Consider the following 17026-nt stretch of genomic DNA (forward strand, 5'->3'; position numbering starts at 1 on the left):
CACGGGTCGCGTGTGTAAAAGACGCCTGCGGCCAGAACCCAGCATCCGCCCGCAGAGGCAGGAGACGATAATGAACAAGAAGAACAGAATTCTCGCCATCGATCAGGGAACGACCTCGACCCGCAGCATCGTGTTCGATCGTGACATCACCGCCCTGTCTGTCGCCCGCAGCGAATTCGCGCAGCATTACCCCAATCAGGGCTGGGTCGAACACGACCCGGAGGAAATCTGGTCCAATGTCCTGTCCACCGCGCGTGAGGCCATGGAAAAGGCGGGTGGCCCCGGTACGATTGCGGGTATCGGGATCACCAACCAGCGCGAAACCATTGTCATGTGGGATCGCAAGACGGGCAGGCCGGTCCATCGCGCCATCGTGTGGCAGGACCGCCGGACGGCGGCGGTATGCGCGCGCATGCGTGAACAGGGGCATGAAGACCTTGTGCGCGAACGCACGGGGCTGCTGCTGGACCCCTATTTTTCCGCAACCAAGATCGCGTGGATACTTGATAACGTGGAAGGCGCCCGCGCCCGCGCGGAGAAGGGCGAACTGGCCTGCGGCACGATCGACAGCTTCCTGCTGTGGCGGCTGACGGGTGGCCGTGTCCATGCGACCGACACCACCAACGCGTCGCGCACGCTGCTGTTCAACATCCATGCCTGCCAATGGGATGACGAGATGCTGGCGCTGTTCAACGTGCCCCGCGCCATCCTGCCCGACGTGCGCACCAACAGCGAGATATTTGGCGAGACCGATCCCGACCTGTTCGGCGAACCGCTGAAGGTGGCGGGCATGGCGGGCGACCAGAACGCGGCCATGGTGGGACAGGCCTGCTTCAAGCCCGGCACGGCGAAGGCGACCTACGGCACGGGCTGCTTCGCGCTGCTCAATACCGGATCGAAGCCCGTCCGTTCGGAAAACCGCATGCTCACCACGATTGCATACCGTATCGGGGATGAGACGACCTATGCCCTGGAAGGGTCGATTTTCGTGGCGGGTGCGGCCATACGCTGGCTGCGCGACGGGCTGAACCTGATTACCCATGCCTCCCAGACCGATGACATGGCCACCCGCGTTCCCCATAGCCACGGCGTGTATATGGTGCCGGGTTTTGTAGGACTTGGCGCCCCCCACTGGGACCCCGATGCCCGCGGCCTTATCTGCGGGCTGACGCTGGATGCGACGGCGGCGCATATTGCCCGCGCCGCGCTGGAATCGGTTGCCTACCAGACGCTGGATCTGATGGACGCGATGCGGGAAGATGGGGGCGGCACGCTGAACGCACTGCGTGTTGATGGCGGAATGTCAGTCAATGACTGGTTCTGTCAGTTTCTTGCCGATATGCTGCTGACGCCGGTAGAACGCCCCCGGCAGGTTGAGACCACGGCGCTGGGCGCTGCCTTTCTGGCAGGGCTTGCAACAGGGGTATGGAGCAGCATACCCGAGCTGGAAGGGACATGGACCCGTGGGCATCTGTTCCGCCCGGCGATGGACAAGGCCCAGCGCGACACTATGGTAGCAGGGTGGCATGCGGCGGTGCGGCGTACGCTCAGTTCCACCGTAGCGGCGTAACCTTCGTATTCAGAAGACAGGAAAAGAGTGCTTCATGACTTCCTCACGGTATAATCCCTATCAGGTTACGGATCGCAATCTCGCTCTGGAACTGGTGCGCGTAACGGAAGCCGCGGCTGTTGCGGCGTCGGCATGGACGGGGCGCGGCCTCAAGAACGAAGCGGATGGCGCGGCGGTGGAAGCCATGCGGCGCGCCTTCGATACGGTCGCGATCGACGGCATGGTGGTGATTGGTGAGGGGGAAATGGACGAAGCCCCGATGCTGTTCATCGGGGAAAAGGTGGGCGCGGGCGGTCCCGGCATGGATATTGCCGTTGACCCGCTGGAAGGCACGAACCTGTGCGCCAAGAACCTGCCCAATGCACTGACTGTCGTGGCCCTGGCCGAAAGCGGCAACTTCCTGCATGCGCCTGACATCTACATGGAAAAGATCGTGGTTGGTCCCGCCCTGCCCGAAGGGGTGGTCGATCTGGACAACAGCATCGAGGCGAACCTGAAGGCACTGGCGCAGGCCAAGAAATGCGATGTGTCCGACCTGATGCTGTGTACCCTTGACCGTGAGCGTCATGCGGAACTGATCGCCCGCACGCGCGAAGCCGGCGCCCGTGTGACGCTGCTGAGCGACGGGGACGTGGCCGCCGCCATCGCAGCCTGCCTTGATGACAGCGGGATCGACATCTATGCCGGTTCCGGTGGCGCGCCGGAAGGCGTGCTGGCCGCGGCCGCCGTGCGCTGCGTGCAGGGGCAGATGCAGGGTCGCCTTCTGTTCGAGGATGACGGGCAGGTTGAACGCGCGCGCAAAATGAACCCCGGCGCCGATCCGTCCCGCAAGCTGGCGCTGGAAGACATGGCGCGGGGTGATGTGCTGTTTTCCGCTACCGGCGTAACCGGGGGCGCGCTGCTGCGTGGCATCCGCCGTTCGGGTGGTCGTACGGTCACGCATTCGCTGGTCATGCGGTCCAAGTCCGGCACGCTGCGGTTTGTCGAAGGCCATCACGACTACCATACCAAAACGTGGTAACAATCATTTCATCCGTTGCATAACAACAATAAAAGGCAATAGGGAAACGACATGACCGACAAAGCAAGCCCGGCTTCCGCCCGCCTTGGTCTCCGGCCCGGTGTCGTGACCGGGGCGGATTATCGCCGCCTGGTTGAAACCTGCCGGGACGAGGGCTATGCCCTGCCTGCCATCAACGTGGTTGGAACCGACAGCATCAACGCGGTGCTGGAAGCCGCCGCGCGCAACCGGGCGGATGTGATCATCCAGCTTTCCAACGGTGGTGCGCGTTTCTACGCGGGCGAGGGCATGAAGGACGCGCAGCAGGCCCGCGTGCTGGGGGCCGTGGCTGCGGCGCGTCATGTTCATACCGTTGCGGCGGCTTACGGCGTGTGTGTGATCCTGCATACCGATCATGCGGACCGTAAGCTGCTGCCATGGATTTCCGGCCTGATCGACGCGAGCGCTACAGCGGTGGAGGAGACGGGCAGCCCGCTGTTTTCCTCCCACATGATCGACCTGTCGGCTGAACCGCTGGACGATAATATTGCGGAATGCGCCAGCTTCCTGCGCCGCATGGCCCCGCTGGGTATCGGCCTTGAAATCGAACTGGGCGTCACCGGCGGGGAGGAGGACGGGGTCGGGCACGACCTCGACGATGGCGCGGATAACGCCCATCTCTATACCCAGCCCGAGGATGTCCTCAAAGCTTATGAGGCGCTTTCCCCGCTGGGTTTCGTGACGATTGCCGCGTCCTTTGGCAATGTGCATGGCGTCTATGCGCCCGGTAATGTCAAATTACGTCCCGAAATCCTGCGCAACTCGCAGGAAGCGGTGGCGCGGGCGACCGGTGCGGGCGAAAAACCGCTGGCGCTGGTGTTCCATGGCGGTTCGGGATCGGAGCAGGCGAAGATTACCGAAGCCGTATCTTACGGTGTGTTCAAGATGAACATTGATACCGATATCCAGTTTGCATTCGCCAGCAGCATTGGCCGCTATGTTCAGGACCATGTGGAGGCATTCAGCCACCAGATCGCCCCATCAACGGGCAAGCCGACCAAGAAGCTGTATGACCCGCGCAAATGGCTACGTGTTGGGGAAACGGGTATCGTTGCACGGCTGGAGCAGGCTTTTGCGGATCTGGGTGCCACGGGACGCAGCGTGGCGCGTGCCGTATAGGATGCGCATGGCAGGAGTGGAGTAACACGCGTCGTGTCAGCAGAAGAACGCCACCGGGAAATTACGGCACTGGTGCGTACACAGGGTTACGTATCGAATGAGGAACTGGCCCAGCGGCTTGATGTCGCGGTCCAGACCATCCGGCGCGATGTCAACATGCTGGCCCGGCGCGGGCTGGTGGCCCGGCATCACGGCGGGGCCGGTCTTGCGTCCTCGGTCGAGAATATCGCCTATTCCGAACGTCAGGTCCTCAATCGCCGTGCGAAAGAAGCCATCGGGCATCTGGCCGCGCGGCATATTCCTGATAACTCATCGCTGTTCGTCAGTATCGGCACGACAACGGAAGCCTTTGCCAAGGCATTGCGACGGCATAAGGCGCTGCGGGTCATTACCAACAACCTGCATGTGGCCAGTCCATTATCCGCCCAGACCGATTTTCAGGTGATCGTGACGGGGGGGCTGGTGCGTTTTTACGATGGCGGCATTACCGGCTCCACTGCCAGCACCTTTATCGAACAGTACCGCACCGATTTTGCCGTGATCGGCATAAGCGGCATTGAGGAGGATGGCACGCTGCTGGATTTCGATGCAGACGAAATCAGCGTAACGCAGGCCATGATGCGCAATGCCAGACGTGTCTATCTTCTGGCCGACCAGACCAAATTCGGGCGCAGGCCCATGGGGCGGCTGGGGCATCTTTCGCATGTCCATGGTTTCTTCACGGACCGTCAGCCGTCGGAAAACATTACCGCCATGCTGAGGGAACACGGCGTGGAACTGCATGTAGCGTAAAGCGCGGATGGGCAGGCGATAGAGTAATCAGGTAGAAAATAGGAAAAGTTTCTGGGTGTCGCCTTTTTGAAAAAAGCTTCACCAGAAACTTCCTTATGATCTCAAACAGGTTGATATGAAGGGCATCCGTAATGGAATACCCTTCATTCCATATCGTATTATATCCGAAATTATCGGGAAACCTGCTCAATCCAGTCAGTCAGGTTATAGTAATTGGAAATACGCGATACTTTATTGTCTGTTACGGTAAAAAACGCGCCCGCTGGCAGCACGTAGGTCTGGCCCGCAGCCTGCGGCAGGCCGTCATCCGTGCTGAGATATTCGCCATGCACCATGAATTCAGCCGCTGCCCGACTGCCATCCGGGTTCACCATGATGACGATATCCTTGATGGTTTCCTTGTAATGCGCATCCATCTTTTTCAGGAAGGTGCGGAATTTCTCCACACCAGTCTCCCGACCACCCTGATTGATGTCGTGTTCAACCTGATCACTCAGCAGGGCGAGGAACGCATCATGGTCACCGTCATTGAAAGCCTGATAGTAGGACGCGATCAGTGCGCGTGTAGCTTCAGCGGACATGGGATTCTCCAGTATCGGGAATATGTATCAGACAAAGGGAAGGGTGGTTGCGGTCGCTACGGATCGTGGCCAGTCGCGGCAGTTCCTTACCGCCCCGTTGGTACGGACTTCTTCCAGTGCATCGGGCGACAGCGTGGCAAACGCCCAGTCGTCCATGTCGGGCCTGCCTTCCGCAATGATGCCATCGGCGGGGAAACCACGGTCCATGGGGCCATAAATGCCGGCAATACCCCGGTTTTCGTCCAGCGTGGCAAGCCATGGCGCCATGCCTACGGTCGGTGATACGGCGGTAAAGCACTGGTTTTCCAGCGCACGGGCGCGGGCGGAAATCCTTACGCGATTGAACCCGTGCATCGTGTCGGTGCAGGTGGGAACCAGAAGCAGCCAGACACCCGCCTCAATCTGGCTGCGGGCCAGGGCGGGGAATTCGGAATCATAGCATATGCTGGTGCCGATCCGGCCCCATGGCGTTTCGAAAAAACCGGGCGAACGGCCACTTTTTACATCCCAGCTTTCCGTTTCAAAGCGCGTCATGACATGCTTGTCCTGAAACGCATGGCGTCCGTCCGGGGCAATCAGGGGCGCGCGGTTATGAATGTGCCCCGATGCGTCAGCACACGGCAGGGTGCCGGGCATGAGCCAGACATTGTGCCTGCGCGCGGCCTGACACATGATATGCAGGATTTCGGCGCTGTGGTCGCATACGGCGTGCAGTTCCGTTGTGGCGTCGGCCTGCGTGGTTGCAAACGCGGCGGCGACTTCCATGCAACTGTATTCGGGCAGTAAAAGCAGGTCGGCCTGTGCCGCACCCGCGGCGGTAACACGGTCCAGATGGGCCGCATAATCATCAAGGCTGCGGCACTGTTCCACCTGCCATGAATGCGTGCCCAGACGCAGGGGAGATGTCATGCGGGTATTCCAGTCAACAAAGTATCGGGGATGGCGGTATCGCGTAGCGGCCTGATCCAGAAATCCAGTTGATGCGGGCTTTCTTCCGTGGCCCCCACATCGCGCCAGTCCAGCGCACATGAAACGGCGGGCAGGGGGATGAAGCCCCGATCAGTCCAGAACTTATGCAGCGGACGGAACGATGCCGGGCGGGCAGGGTGATCTTCCGGCCTGCGGACCGCGCAGAAAACGGCAAACTCCGCCTTCATGCGGCGGGCCTGCCGTTCCCGTTCGGCAAAGAAGCGCTTGCCCAGCCCATGTCCCCGCCATTGTGGCAGCACCACGGATTCCCCAAAATAGAAAAACCGTTCCAGATCCAGTCCCCGTTGTGCAAACGGGGCGCGGATTTCTGCCACTTCATCCTTCAGCGGCAGGCAGGTCGATGCCCCCACAATCTGTGATTCATGGCGTGCGACGATAATGGCGGTGCCCGAACTGCCCACATAGGGGGCCAGATAGGCTTCCTCATACACCGGGTCATCCCCAGCGTAGAGGTAAGGCCATTCACGGAACACCGCGATACGCAGGCGGGCGAGAGCGGGAATGATCCCGGCTATCGCCGCCCCGGTTATGGTTTCAACACTCAGCGACATCGGACCCTGTGGTGCGTTTTTGCTCAGTAGATCGGGAACCGCGCACACAGCGCCTTGACGCGCGCATGGACGGCCTGTTCCGTGGCGGGGCAGCCTTCGCCGCCTTCATGGGCAAGGGCGGTGAGGACCTCGTCAATCATGAGGCCGACTTCCCGGAACTCCGCCGCTCCAAAGCCGCGCGCGGTGGCCGCCGGGCTGCCAAGGCGGATGCCAGAGGTGATGGCGGGTTTCTCGGGATCGAAGGGAATGGCGTTCTTGTTGGCGGTGATGCCCGCGCGTTCAAGGCTGCGTTCCGCCGCACGGCCCGTCACACCCTTGGGCCGCAGGTCAACGAGCAGCAGGTGGCAGTCGGTGCCCCCAGTCACGATGTCGAAGCCGCTGGCGACCAGCGTTTCCGCCAGCACGCGGGCGTTATTGGCCACGGCTTCCTGATAGGCGCGGAAGTCGGGGCGCAACGCCTCGCCGAAGGCGACGGCCTTGGCGGCGATGACATGCATGAGCGGACCGCCCTGCAGACCGGGGAACACGGCGGAATTGATCTTCTTTGCCAGATCCGCGTCATTGGTCAGGATCAGTCCGCCACGCGGCCCGCGCAGGGTCTTGTGGGTGGTGGACGTGACCACATGGGCATGCGGCAGGGGCGACGGATACAGACCGGCCGCCACCAGCCCGGCGAAATGGGCCATGTCGACCATGAGATACGCACCGACTTCATCGGCAATGGCGCGGAAGCGGGCAAAGTCGATGATGCGGGGATAGGCGGAGCCACCGGCGACGATCAGCTTCGGCTTTTCGGCGCGGGCCAGACGTTCCATTTCCTCGTAGTCCAGCAGGCCGTCCTCGCGGCGGACACCATACTGCACGGCGTTGAACCACTTGCCGGAATAGTTCGGGGCCGCGCCATGCGTCAGGTGGCCACCGGCGGCAAGGCTCATGCCCATGACGGTATCGCCCGGCCTGACCATCGCCATGAAGGCCGCCTGATTGGCGTTGGCGCCGGAATGGGGCTGCACGTTGGCGAATTCCGCGCCGAACATCTTCTTCACGCGCTCGATGGCCAGCGTCTCGACCTTGTCGACCTCGACGCAGCCACCGTAATAGCGGCGGCCGGGATAGCCTTCGGCGTATTTGTTGGTCAGCACGCTGCCCTGCGCCGCCATCACCGCGGCCGACACCATGTTCTCGCTCGCAATCAGTTCAATACCGTCGCGCTGGCGTTCCAGTTCCGCGCCAATGATCGCAGCAACATCCGGGTCCGCTTCCGTCAGCGGGGCGCGGAAGTACTGGCGCAGACCTGCCTGATCAATAGTGTCCAACATGATCGAATCTCCAGAAAATGCAGAACCGCCATAAATAGTGTAAAACAGGATGAGGGCGGACGGCTCCGCGTTATAAGGTGCTTATACAGGGGAAGGGGTATCCCCGGACAGTGCTTTTGGAAAGTGGCGTCATTTTATTTTCAGATTACGACAGATACCTGCGTAATATAAAATAAAACATGCCTTGCATTCTTTTCTTACGCTTGTACGTGCGTTCTGTCAGCCACCCATTATTTGCGTCATGCCCCGAATGATATCGCCATGGTCGCACAGGCCGACAACTTCGCCTTCCCGGTGGATCAGGACCGGCATGTTGCTGCGCTGGCGCAACAGGGCAACGGCATGCAGTGATGTTCCCGTGGGTACGCACTGCACCAGACCCGGCCCGATTTCACAGGTATGGGTATCGGGCACGGTCATGTGGCGCTGGATGGCGTGCACCCTGCCACCGATATGCCTGACCTGATCAGCGACAAAATCGAACCTGTACAGGCCCGCTTCGTCAATGGGGGTAAACCCATCATCCGTTTTGCCCGGCAGCTCAAGCCCGCGCATGACCGATGCCGCGTCCAGAACCGGCAGCGGATTCATATGGCGTACGAATTCGCCCACGTAATCATTGACCGGACGGAACAGGATGTCATGCGGCGTGCCGGTCTGGATAATGCGGCCTTCGCGCATGATCGTAATCTGGTTGCCGATCTTCAGCGCCTCGTCGATGTCGTGGCTGACGAAGATGATGGTTTTCTTCAACTGCTTCTGGATGTGAAGCAGTTCATCCTGAAGCTTGCGCCGGATGAGGGGATCAAGCGCGGAAAAAGGTTCATCCATAAGCAGGATGTCGGCATCCGTGGCGAAGGCGCGGGCCAGACCGACGCGCTGCTGCATGCCGCCCGACAGTTCGCTTATGCGCGAATTGGCCCAGCGGGAAAGCCCGACCAGTTCCAGCTTTTCGTCCACCATCTTGCGGCGCATGGACGGGGTGATGCCACGCAGTTCCAGTCCTAACCCGGCATTGTCACGCACGGTGCGCCATGGCAGCAGGCCAAAATTCTGGAATACCATGGCAATGCGGGTCTTGCGGATTTCACGCAGCGTATCGTCATCGCAGTTGGACAGATCGACATAGGCCACGCCATTACCGATCTGCACTTCCCCCCGCACCGCTTTGTTCAGACCATTCGCGGCCCGCAGCAACGTGGATTTTCCGGAGCCGGACAGCCCCATCAGTATGCTGATCTCGCCACGTTCAATGGCAAGGTTCGCATCGGCTACGCCCACGGTAACCTGTGTCGTGCGGGCGATTTCTTCGCGCGTTCCACCTTCATCCAGCATGGCCAGCGCGCGGTTGATGGCGGCCTTGCTGTTCTGGCGGTGGAAGAGGATGTCAACGTGGCTGAAGGCAAGGGCGGTAGTCATCAGGACGTTCCTTTTGCGCGACACAGGCGATCGAGCATGATGGCGAGCAGAACAATCGCAAAGCCGGATTCAAAGCCCGTATCGACCTGCACGGTATTGAGCGCGCGCACAACCGGCACCCCCAGCCCCCCGGCACCGACCAGTGCGGCGATCACGACCATGGACAGGCTGAGCATGATGCACTGCGTAAGCCCCGCGCGGATCATGGGCAGTGCGGCGGGAATCTCGATCTTCCACAGAAGCTGCCGTGGCGTGCTGCCAAAGGATTCTCCCGCTTCCAGCAGGGTGCGCGGGACCGAGGCAATGCCCATTTCCGTCATCCGGATCGGGGCGGGAATGGCGAAAACGATGGTGGAGATCATGCCCGGAACCGTACCCAGACCGAACAGGATAAGGGTGGGGATCAGATAGACGAAGGTGGGTAGCGTCTGCATGAGATCGAGCACGGGATGCAGCAGGCGGCCCAGCCAGGGGCGATGGGCTGCGGCAATACCCAGCGGAACGCCGACCAGCAGGCAGATAATGGTGGAAAAGAGCACAAGCGACAGCGTGCCCATCGTTTCCTGCCAGTAGCCCTGATTGATGATGAACAGCAGCCCCAGCCCGACCAGTGCCGTAAGCCATCCCGACCGCCGGGCGACGTACGATCCCACCGTAAAGACGACCAGCAGCAGCAGGGGCGGGAAGCCAAGCAGGAAATCCGTCAGCCCATCGGCAAGGGAACCGACCACGTCGCTTACGCCGTTAAAGAAAAACATGAAGTGCTTGCGCACGAAATCGACAAGCTGCGCCATGACGGCGCCCACCGGCAGCTTGTGCGATGTGATCCAGGTTTCCATATGTTTCATGATGACAGGTCGTCCTTAATGAATGCCCAGATAGGTGCGGGCCGCGGCCAGTCCCGGCTGTCCGTCAAAAGTGGTCACATCTGTCAGCCATGTGGCCAGAACATCCGGATTGGCGCGCAGCCACTGCCGGGCTTCCTCCCGCGGGGGGACGTGATCGTCCTGGATCGCCTTCATCATGATGTTTTCACCCGGCACCGAAAACCGGATCTGTTTCAGCAGCCGGTAGGCATTGGGGCATGCGGCCTCATAGCCGGTGCGGACAACGGTGTTGACATGGGCACCCGCGCCAAAGACCTTTTCCCCACCGGTCAGGTAGGTAATCCTGAAGTCCATGTTCATCGGGTGCGGTTCCCATGCCAGAAAGACGATGGGGCGATGGCTTTCGACCGATCGCGCAACCTGGCTGAGCATGCCCTGTTCGCTGCTTTCAACCAGCCGGAAATGCTGTAGTCCGAACATGTTTTCATTGATCATGCGCAGGACATGATCATTCGTGTCATTGCCTGATTCCAGCCCGTAGATGACATGGTGTAGCCTGGCGCCCCATGCCGCGATGTCCTTGAAGTCCCGCAACCCTTCGGCCGCGACATAATCGGGCACCGCAAGGCCCAGATGGCCATTGGGCAGGTTGACCGCGATCTGCTGCACGCTGCCGTTTTTCAGGTATGGCGCGATCACGGATACGCCCGTGGGGTCCCAGTTGCTCAGAAACCCGTCGATATGACCGTCCTGCATGCTGAGATAGGCGAGGCTGAGCGTAACCATGGGGGTGGATGCAGTGTAACCGAGCGCATCGAATACCTCCGCCCCCACGGCGGTAACGGCGGATGCATCGGTCCAGCCGACATCGGCCAGCCTGACCGCGTGGCACGAAGCGGGGTCCGCCGCATGGGCAAGGGCGGGCGCTCCCAATGCAAGGAATAGAAAAGGAGACAGGCGATGCATGACGGGCGGAATATCCTTTGTGGAAAAACCGGACGGTAATTCATTCTGCATAAGAACCGATTGCAGATGCAAGGCCGAAAAACGGACTGAAATCATATAATTCAAAATATTGAATATGTGACCTGTTTTAGAACTACATGGCTTTAACATGCATGAAAATGTCGGAAACGAACAAACGGGCGTAACGGTTTTGGTGTCAGATAGCTGGTTTCCTGAAAAAACAGTTTAATCAGCCGTCCATTGTCATGAAGAAACGACATGCGATGTTGCATGGAGGCAGTCGAGGCGGGCGGAACTTTACGCGGTTTTGACTGCGCATCTTCCTGTTGCGATGGTAACGGATACGTCTGCCGGACAGGATGCTGATTTTCCCTGGCTGACAATCTTTAGAAAACAACCCGCCGTAACGCCTGATCCATAACGCGCCGCAGGGTTTGTATGGATGCGGCGTGGCTGAAAATTTATGCACAGGATCATTTAGGTCGATACGACATGCGTGATGGTGCGCCGTGTCGTAAGGGCTACAGCCGTGCATTGCGGGTTATTTCATAACCAACTGAATTAAATAAAAATTATGCGCAGTCGTGCATGCTATGACGGGTTTTCAGATTCGTTTCGATAAAAAAACCAGCATGTCGCTATTATTCAAGTTTTCCGTCTTATCCATACCAGCGGGAAACAGGCGGCGGGTGCATGCTCGGCGTCATATCGTCTCGCAGCATGTAGGATGAACATGCAGAAATTTTCGGCACTTTCACTAGCGCGCCAGGCAATTGGCGGTCATCTTGGCTGGAAGCCCCAGTGGCGGTCGGTTGCGCCCAAACCGGCCTACGATATCGTTATCGTAGGCGGTGGCGGCCACGGTCTGGGCACGGCCTATTACCTGGCCAGGCAGCACGGACTGCGTAATATCGCCGTGATCGAACGGGGATGGCTCGCGGGGGGGAACACCGCACGTAATACGACCATCATCCGGTCGAATTACCTGTTTGATGAAAGTTCTTCCTATTACGAACATTCGCTTAAACTGTGGGAAAACCTCTCGCAGGAGCTTAATTACAACGTCATGTTCAGTCAGCGCGGCTGTCTTATGGTCGCGCATACGGTCCATGATGTGCAGAGCTTCAAGCGCCATGTTCATGCCAATCGCCTGAACGGGATCGACAATGAATGGCTGACGGCGGAAGAAGCCAAGGAATTCTGCCCGCCGCTGAATATTTCCCCCAATATCCGCTACCCTGTCCTTGGCGCGTCATTGCAGCGCCGCGCAGGTACCGCGCGTCATGACGCGGTAGCGTGGGGCTTTGCCCGCGCGGCAAGCGACCTTGGTGTCGATATCATCGAAAACTGTGAGGTGACGGGCATCATGCGCGCACCCACGGGTGAAGTGACCGGCATAAACACCACGCGCGGCGATATCCGCACGGGCAAGATCGGCGTATCGGTTGCGGGTCACAGCTCGGTCGTGCTGGGCATGGCGGGAATACGCCTGCCATTGCAGAGCAACCCGCTGCAGGCGCTGGTGTCCGAACCGGTCAAGCCCGCGTTTCCCACCATCGTAATGTCCAACACCATCCATGCCTATATCAGCCAGTCGGACAAGGGTGAGATGGTGATCGGGGCAGGGACGGATTCCTACGTATCCTATACCCAGCGCGGCGGGCTGCACATTCCCGCCCATACGCTGGAAGCCATCTGCGAACTGTTCCCCATGTTCCGCCGCCTGCGCATGCTGCGGTCATGGGGCGGCATTACCGATAATACGCCCGACCGTTCGCCCATTACGGCCAAGACGTCGATCCCGGGCCTGTATGTCAATTGCGGCTGGGGTACGGGCGGGTTCAAGGCCACGCCGGGGGCCGCCAACCTGTTTGCTTGGACAATTGCCAAGAATGAACCGCACCCGATCAATGCGCCTTTCACGATAGAGCGTTTCCGTGACGGGGTCATGATCGACGAGGCCGCGGCAGCGGCCGTCGCCCACTAAGGAGGTCAGCATGCTTCTGATCCGTTGTCCCTATTGCGGTGATCGTGCCGAAATCGAATATGCCAATGCTGGCGAAGCCCACATCGTCCGCCCTGCCGACCCGATGGCGGTCAGTGATGAGGAATGGGCCCAGTACCTCTACATGCGTGACAATCCCAAGGGACTGATTGCCGAACGGTGGCGTCATTCCCATGGATGCGGACGGTTTTTCAATGCCATCCGTGATACCCGAACGGATCGTTTTGTGATGACTTACGAAATGGGCCAGCCACGCCCCACCATCGACAGCGAAGCGGCGGCGGAGGCGGCACGATGACAAAGCAGTACCGTATTCCCGGCCGTGGCCGCGTCAATACTGCGCGGCGCGTGACCTTTACTTTCGACGGCCGTGAATTCCAGGGTTACGAAGGTGATACGCTGGCATCGGCGCTGCTGGCCAACGGGCAGCACCTGATGGGGCGTTCGTTCAAGTACCATCGCCCGCGCGGCGTGATTTCCGCCGGGTCGGATGAACCCAATGCGCTGGTCGCGGTAGGCTCCGGCCCTGCGCTGCAGACCCCCAACCTGCGCGCAACACAGGTCGAGATCCATGACGGCCTTGTCGCCATCAGCCAGAACCGCTTTCCATGCCTGAAATTCGATCTGGGCGCGGTCAACACGCTGGCTGCCCCGCTGCTGCCTGCCGGCTTCTACTACAAGACCTTCATGTGGCCGCGCAGCTTCTGGGACAAGGTGTACGAGCCGATCATCCGTGCCTCAGCCGGGCTGGGTGTAGCACCCACCGCGCCGGACCCGGACCAGTATGCTTTCCGTTATGAACACTGCGATGTGCTGGTGGTGGGCGCCGGGCCTGCCGGTCTTGCCGCGGCACTGGCGGCGGGCCGGGCTGGCGCGCGTGTCATCGTGGCTGATGAAACGGCGGAAGCCGGTGGCTGGCTGCTGTCGGACACGACATCGCGCATTGATGGCAAGACGGGCGCCGCCTGGGCGCGTGAAGTCGTTGATGAACTGAACGCCATGCCCAATGTGCGGCTTCTGACCCGTTGCACGGCGTTCAATTACGGCCCGCATAACATGGTCGCGCTGAATGAGCGCATGACCGATCATCTGGCGCATCCGGCCGTCGGCCAGCCAAAAGAACGGCTGTGGCAGGTCCGGGCGAAGGAAGTCGTGCTGGCGGCGGGCGCGCTGGAACGCCCGCTGGTATTCGATGGCAATGACCGCCCCGGTGTCATGCTGGCGACTGCGGCGCGTACCTATCTGAACCGCTACGGCGTGGCCTGCGGCAGGCGGGCGATCGTGGTCACGGCGGATGACGCCGCCTACCGCGTGGCGCTGGACCTGAAGGATGCGGGGGTGACGGTCGCGGCCATTGCCGACCTGCGGCCCGCGCCGGATGGCGTGCTGGTGGCGGCTGCCATCCGTGCGGGCATTACCGTGCTTCCCAACACCACCATCCAGCGCGCGCATGGTCTCAACCGTGTGTGCAGCGTGGAACTGGCGCAACTGCTTCCCGATGGTTCGGTGGGCAAGGGGCACCAGTGGCGGGCCGATCTGGTGCTGATGTCGGGCGGATTTACGCCCAGCGTCCACATGTTCTCCCAGTCGCGTGGCAAGCTGGTGTTTGATGAGGAACTGGGCGTTTACGTGCCCGGCCAGTCGGCTGAACGCGAACGTTCCGCCGGTGCGTGCCGTGGCGTCTATCGTCTGGACAGGGTGCTGGAAGACGGCGCGCGGGCAGGGGCCGAAGCCGCTGCCGCCACCGGGTTCGATGGATCGGCCCCGCAATGGCAGACGGGCGATCTGGACGAACCGGGCCGGGGTGGTTTCGCCGGTGCGCTGCCACGACGCGGCAAGGGCCTGCGTGCCATGGCTTTCGTCGATTACCAGAACGACGTGACGGCCAAGGACGTAAAGCTTGCCGTGCGCGAGGGCTTCCGCTCCATCGAACATATCAAGCGTTACACCACGACCGGCATGGCGACCGATCAGGGCAAGTCATCCAATGTGAATGCGCTGGGCATTGCATCCGAAGCGCTGGGCCGCCCGGTGGAAAAGGTTGGCCTGACCACCTTCCGCCCGCCGTTTACGCCGGTCACGTTTGGCGCTTTTGCCGGTCATGCGCGCGAATTCCTGTTCGATCCGGTGCGGCGCACGGCAGCGGATGGCTGGGCGCGGGATCGTGGCGCGGTGTTCGAGGATGTCGGCCTGTGGCAGCGCGCGCGGTATTTCCCGATCAACGGGGAAGACATGGAAGCGGCTGTCCGGCGCGAATGTCTGGCCACGCGCAGTGCGGTGGGCATTTTCGATGCCTCCACGCTGGGCAAGATCGAGGTGGTCGGCCCCGACGCCGCCACATTCATGAACCGCATGTATGTCAATGGCTGGACCAAGCTTGCGGTCGGCCGGTGCCGGTATGGCCTGCTGTGCCGTGAAAACGGGTTCGTGTATGATGATGGCGTTGTGGGCCGGGTTGCCGCGGACCGCTTCCACGTCACCACCACCACGGGTGGGGCCGCCGGCGTGCTGAACATGATGGAGGACTATCTCCAGACCGAATGGCCGGATCTGGATGTGTGGCTGACCTCCACTTCGGAAGAATGGTCGGTCATTGCGGTACAGGGGCCGCTGGCGCGCAAGGTGCTGGCGCCGCTGGTCGATGGTCTGGACATCTCCGCCGAGGCCCTGCCGCATATGAGCATGGCCGAAGGCAGCATCTGCGGTGTGCCGATGCGACTGTTCCGCGTCAGCTTCACCGGTGAACTCGGCTTCGAGGTCAACGTGCCCAGCAGGCATGGCCGCAGGATCTGGGATGCGATCTGGGCTGCGGGCGAGCCGCACGGCATGACGCCGTATGGCACCGAAACGATGCACGTGCTGCGTGCGGAAAAGGGCTACATCGTCGTCGGTCAGGAAACCGATGGCACGGCAACGCCTGATGATGTCGGATGTGGCTGGGCGGTCAGCAAGGTCAAGAAGGACTTTGTCGGCAAGCGGTCGCTGGCGCTGCCCGCGCTCAAGGCCCCTGACCGGCTGCAGCTTGTCGGCCTGCTGACGCTGGACCCGTCCGAGGTGCTGGAAGAAGGCACGCAGCTTGTGGCCCGTCCCGATGAGGCCGTGCCCATGCACAAGCTGGGTCATGTCACGTCATCCTATTTCAGCGCGACGCTGGGTCATTCCATCGCGCTGGCGATGGTGGCCGGTGGCCGCGCCCGTATGGGGGAGACGCTGTATGTGCCCGTGGAAGGCCGGTCGATCCCGGTCAAGGTTACCAATCCCGTGTTTTATGATGTCGAGGGAGCCCGCCTGAATGTCTGATGTCATGACAGCGTCTCAAGCCCGTTTTGATGTGGCGGCGGGACCGGATCTGCGCCGCTGGGTGCTGCAGGGGCGCGATGCCGGACTTGCGGCGGGGGCTGCGGCGTTTGGCCTGTCCGGTGTGCCGGACATGCTCCGTACGGCGCAGGTGGCTGGCGGTACTGCCGCCCGCCTCGGCCCGCACGAACTGGTCTTTTTTGCCGAGCCGGACAGGGCGGACGCCATTTACTCCGCCCTGCAGGCCGGGTTGAAGGATATCCCTTCCAGCCTTGTTGAAATCAGCGACCGGCAGGTTGCCATCGATATCAGCGGGCCAGACGTGGAACTGGTTCTGTCCAGCCTCTCCCCGATGGATTTCAACATCCGCGCCTTTCCCGTCGGCATGGCCACGCGCACGCTGCTGGCCAAGGCGGATGGCATGGTCTGGCGCACGGGGCCGCAATCGTTCCGGCTGGAGGTGTGGCGTTCGTTCGTCCCCTACATGACGGAATATCTGCAGAAAGTAGCCTGCGATGTCAGGTTCTGAC

At 61.0% G+C, this 17026-nt stretch carries 15 protein-coding genes; 8 read left to right on the forward strand and 7 right to left on the reverse strand.

What is annotated here, in order from left to right; genetic code table 11:
* Window positions 1-70: 70 nt before the first annotated feature.
* Genes glpK through KSAC_RS01420 form a run of 4 tightly spaced genes read left to right on the forward strand, consistent with a single transcriptional unit; the run spans window position 71 to window position 4541 of the window.
* A complete protein-coding gene (glpK, locus tag KSAC_RS01405; RefSeq protein WP_102323951.1) occupies window positions 71-1570 on the forward strand; it encodes a glycerol kinase GlpK in 1500 nt (499 codons plus the stop codon).
* A 34-nt stretch (window positions 1571-1604) separates the two neighbouring features.
* Window positions 1605-2591 (forward strand): class II fructose-bisphosphatase, encoded by a 987-nt coding sequence (gene glpX / locus KSAC_RS01410; RefSeq protein WP_102323950.1) that lies wholly within the window; start codon window positions 1605-1607, stop codon window positions 2589-2591.
* Window positions 2592-2642: 51 nt separating this feature from the next.
* Window positions 2643-3749 carry a class II fructose-bisphosphate aldolase gene (fbaA, locus tag KSAC_RS01415; protein ID WP_132303789.1) on the forward strand — a complete coding sequence of 369 codons (1107 nt, stop codon included), beginning with the start codon at window positions 2643-2645 and terminating at the stop codon, window positions 3747-3749.
* 33 nt (window positions 3750-3782) lie between these two features.
* The gene (locus KSAC_RS01420) at window positions 3783-4541 is read left to right on the forward strand and encodes a DeoR/GlpR family DNA-binding transcription regulator (RefSeq protein ID WP_102323948.1); all 759 of its coding nucleotides are present in this window, start codon (window positions 3783-3785) and stop codon (window positions 4539-4541) included.
* 170 nt (window positions 4542-4711) lie between these two features.
* On the opposite strand, the gene KSAC_RS01425 is transcribed toward KSAC_RS01420, so the two are convergent.
* The 7 genes from KSAC_RS01425 to KSAC_RS01455 all read right to left on the reverse strand — a co-directional run bounded on the left by KSAC_RS01425 (window position 4712) and on the right by KSAC_RS01455 (window position 11194).
* Entirely contained in the window at window positions 4712-5122 is a 411-nt protein-coding gene (locus KSAC_RS01425) for a ketosteroid isomerase-related protein (protein WP_110547764.1), read from the reverse strand.
* 27 nt (window positions 5123-5149) lie between these two features.
* Window positions 5150-6031, reverse strand: a complete 882-nt coding sequence (locus KSAC_RS01430; protein ID WP_132303791.1) for a carbon-nitrogen hydrolase family protein — start codon at window positions 6029-6031, stop codon at window positions 5150-5152.
* The gene (locus KSAC_RS01435; protein WP_132303793.1) at window positions 6028-6663 is read right to left on the reverse strand and encodes a GNAT family N-acetyltransferase; all 636 of its coding nucleotides are present in this window, start codon (window positions 6661-6663) and stop codon (window positions 6028-6030) included. Before KSAC_RS01435 ends, KSAC_RS01430 begins: the two co-directional genes overlap by 4 nt.
* Window positions 6664-6686: 23 nt before the next feature.
* On the reverse strand, window positions 6687-7982 hold the full coding sequence (glyA, locus tag KSAC_RS01440; RefSeq protein WP_132303795.1) for a serine hydroxymethyltransferase: 1296 nt from the start codon (window positions 7980-7982) through the stop codon (window positions 6687-6689).
* Between the two features lie 219 nt (window positions 7983-8201).
* Entirely contained in the window at window positions 8202-9401 is a 1200-nt protein-coding gene (locus tag KSAC_RS01445) for a quaternary amine ABC transporter ATP-binding protein (protein ID WP_132303797.1), read from the reverse strand.
* The gene (choW, locus tag KSAC_RS01450) at window positions 9401-10249 is read right to left on the reverse strand and encodes a choline ABC transporter permease subunit (RefSeq protein ID WP_102323942.1); all 849 of its coding nucleotides are present in this window, start codon (window positions 10247-10249) and stop codon (window positions 9401-9403) included. The genes KSAC_RS01445 and choW overlap by 1 nt, the downstream gene beginning before the upstream one ends.
* A 15-nt stretch (window positions 10250-10264) precedes the next feature.
* A complete protein-coding gene (locus tag KSAC_RS01455) occupies window positions 10265-11194 on the reverse strand; it encodes a glycine betaine ABC transporter substrate-binding protein (RefSeq protein WP_102324262.1) in 930 nt (309 codons plus the stop codon).
* 733 nt (window positions 11195-11927) lie between these two features.
* Here KSAC_RS01455 and KSAC_RS01460 point away from each other — a divergent pair.
* The 4 genes from KSAC_RS01460 to KSAC_RS01475 are packed head-to-tail and all read left to right on the forward strand — an operon-like array spanning window position 11928 to window position 17025.
* Window positions 11928-13181, forward strand: coding sequence for a sarcosine oxidase subunit beta family protein (locus tag KSAC_RS01460; protein WP_132303799.1), 1254 nt, complete (start codon window positions 11928-11930; stop codon window positions 13179-13181).
* A gap of 10 nt (window positions 13182-13191) precedes the next feature.
* Window positions 13192-13497: a sarcosine oxidase subunit delta gene (locus tag KSAC_RS01465; protein ID WP_102323940.1), complete on the forward strand. Its 306-nt coding sequence runs from the start codon at window positions 13192-13194 to the stop codon at window positions 13495-13497.
* Window positions 13494-16499: a sarcosine oxidase subunit alpha family protein gene (locus KSAC_RS01470; protein ID WP_132303801.1), complete on the forward strand. Its 3006-nt coding sequence runs from the start codon at window positions 13494-13496 to the stop codon at window positions 16497-16499. Before KSAC_RS01465 ends, KSAC_RS01470 begins: the two co-directional genes overlap by 4 nt.
* 4 nt (window positions 16500-16503) lie before the next feature.
* Window positions 16504-17025: a sarcosine oxidase subunit gamma gene (locus tag KSAC_RS01475; protein ID WP_165927266.1), complete on the forward strand. Its 522-nt coding sequence runs from the start codon at window positions 16504-16506 to the stop codon at window positions 17023-17025.
* Window position 17026: the final 1 nt, after the last annotated feature.

The sequence above is a fragment of the Komagataeibacter saccharivorans genome (assembly GCF_004348195.1).
Lineage (GTDB): Bacteria > Pseudomonadota > Alphaproteobacteria > Acetobacterales > Acetobacteraceae > Komagataeibacter > Komagataeibacter saccharivorans.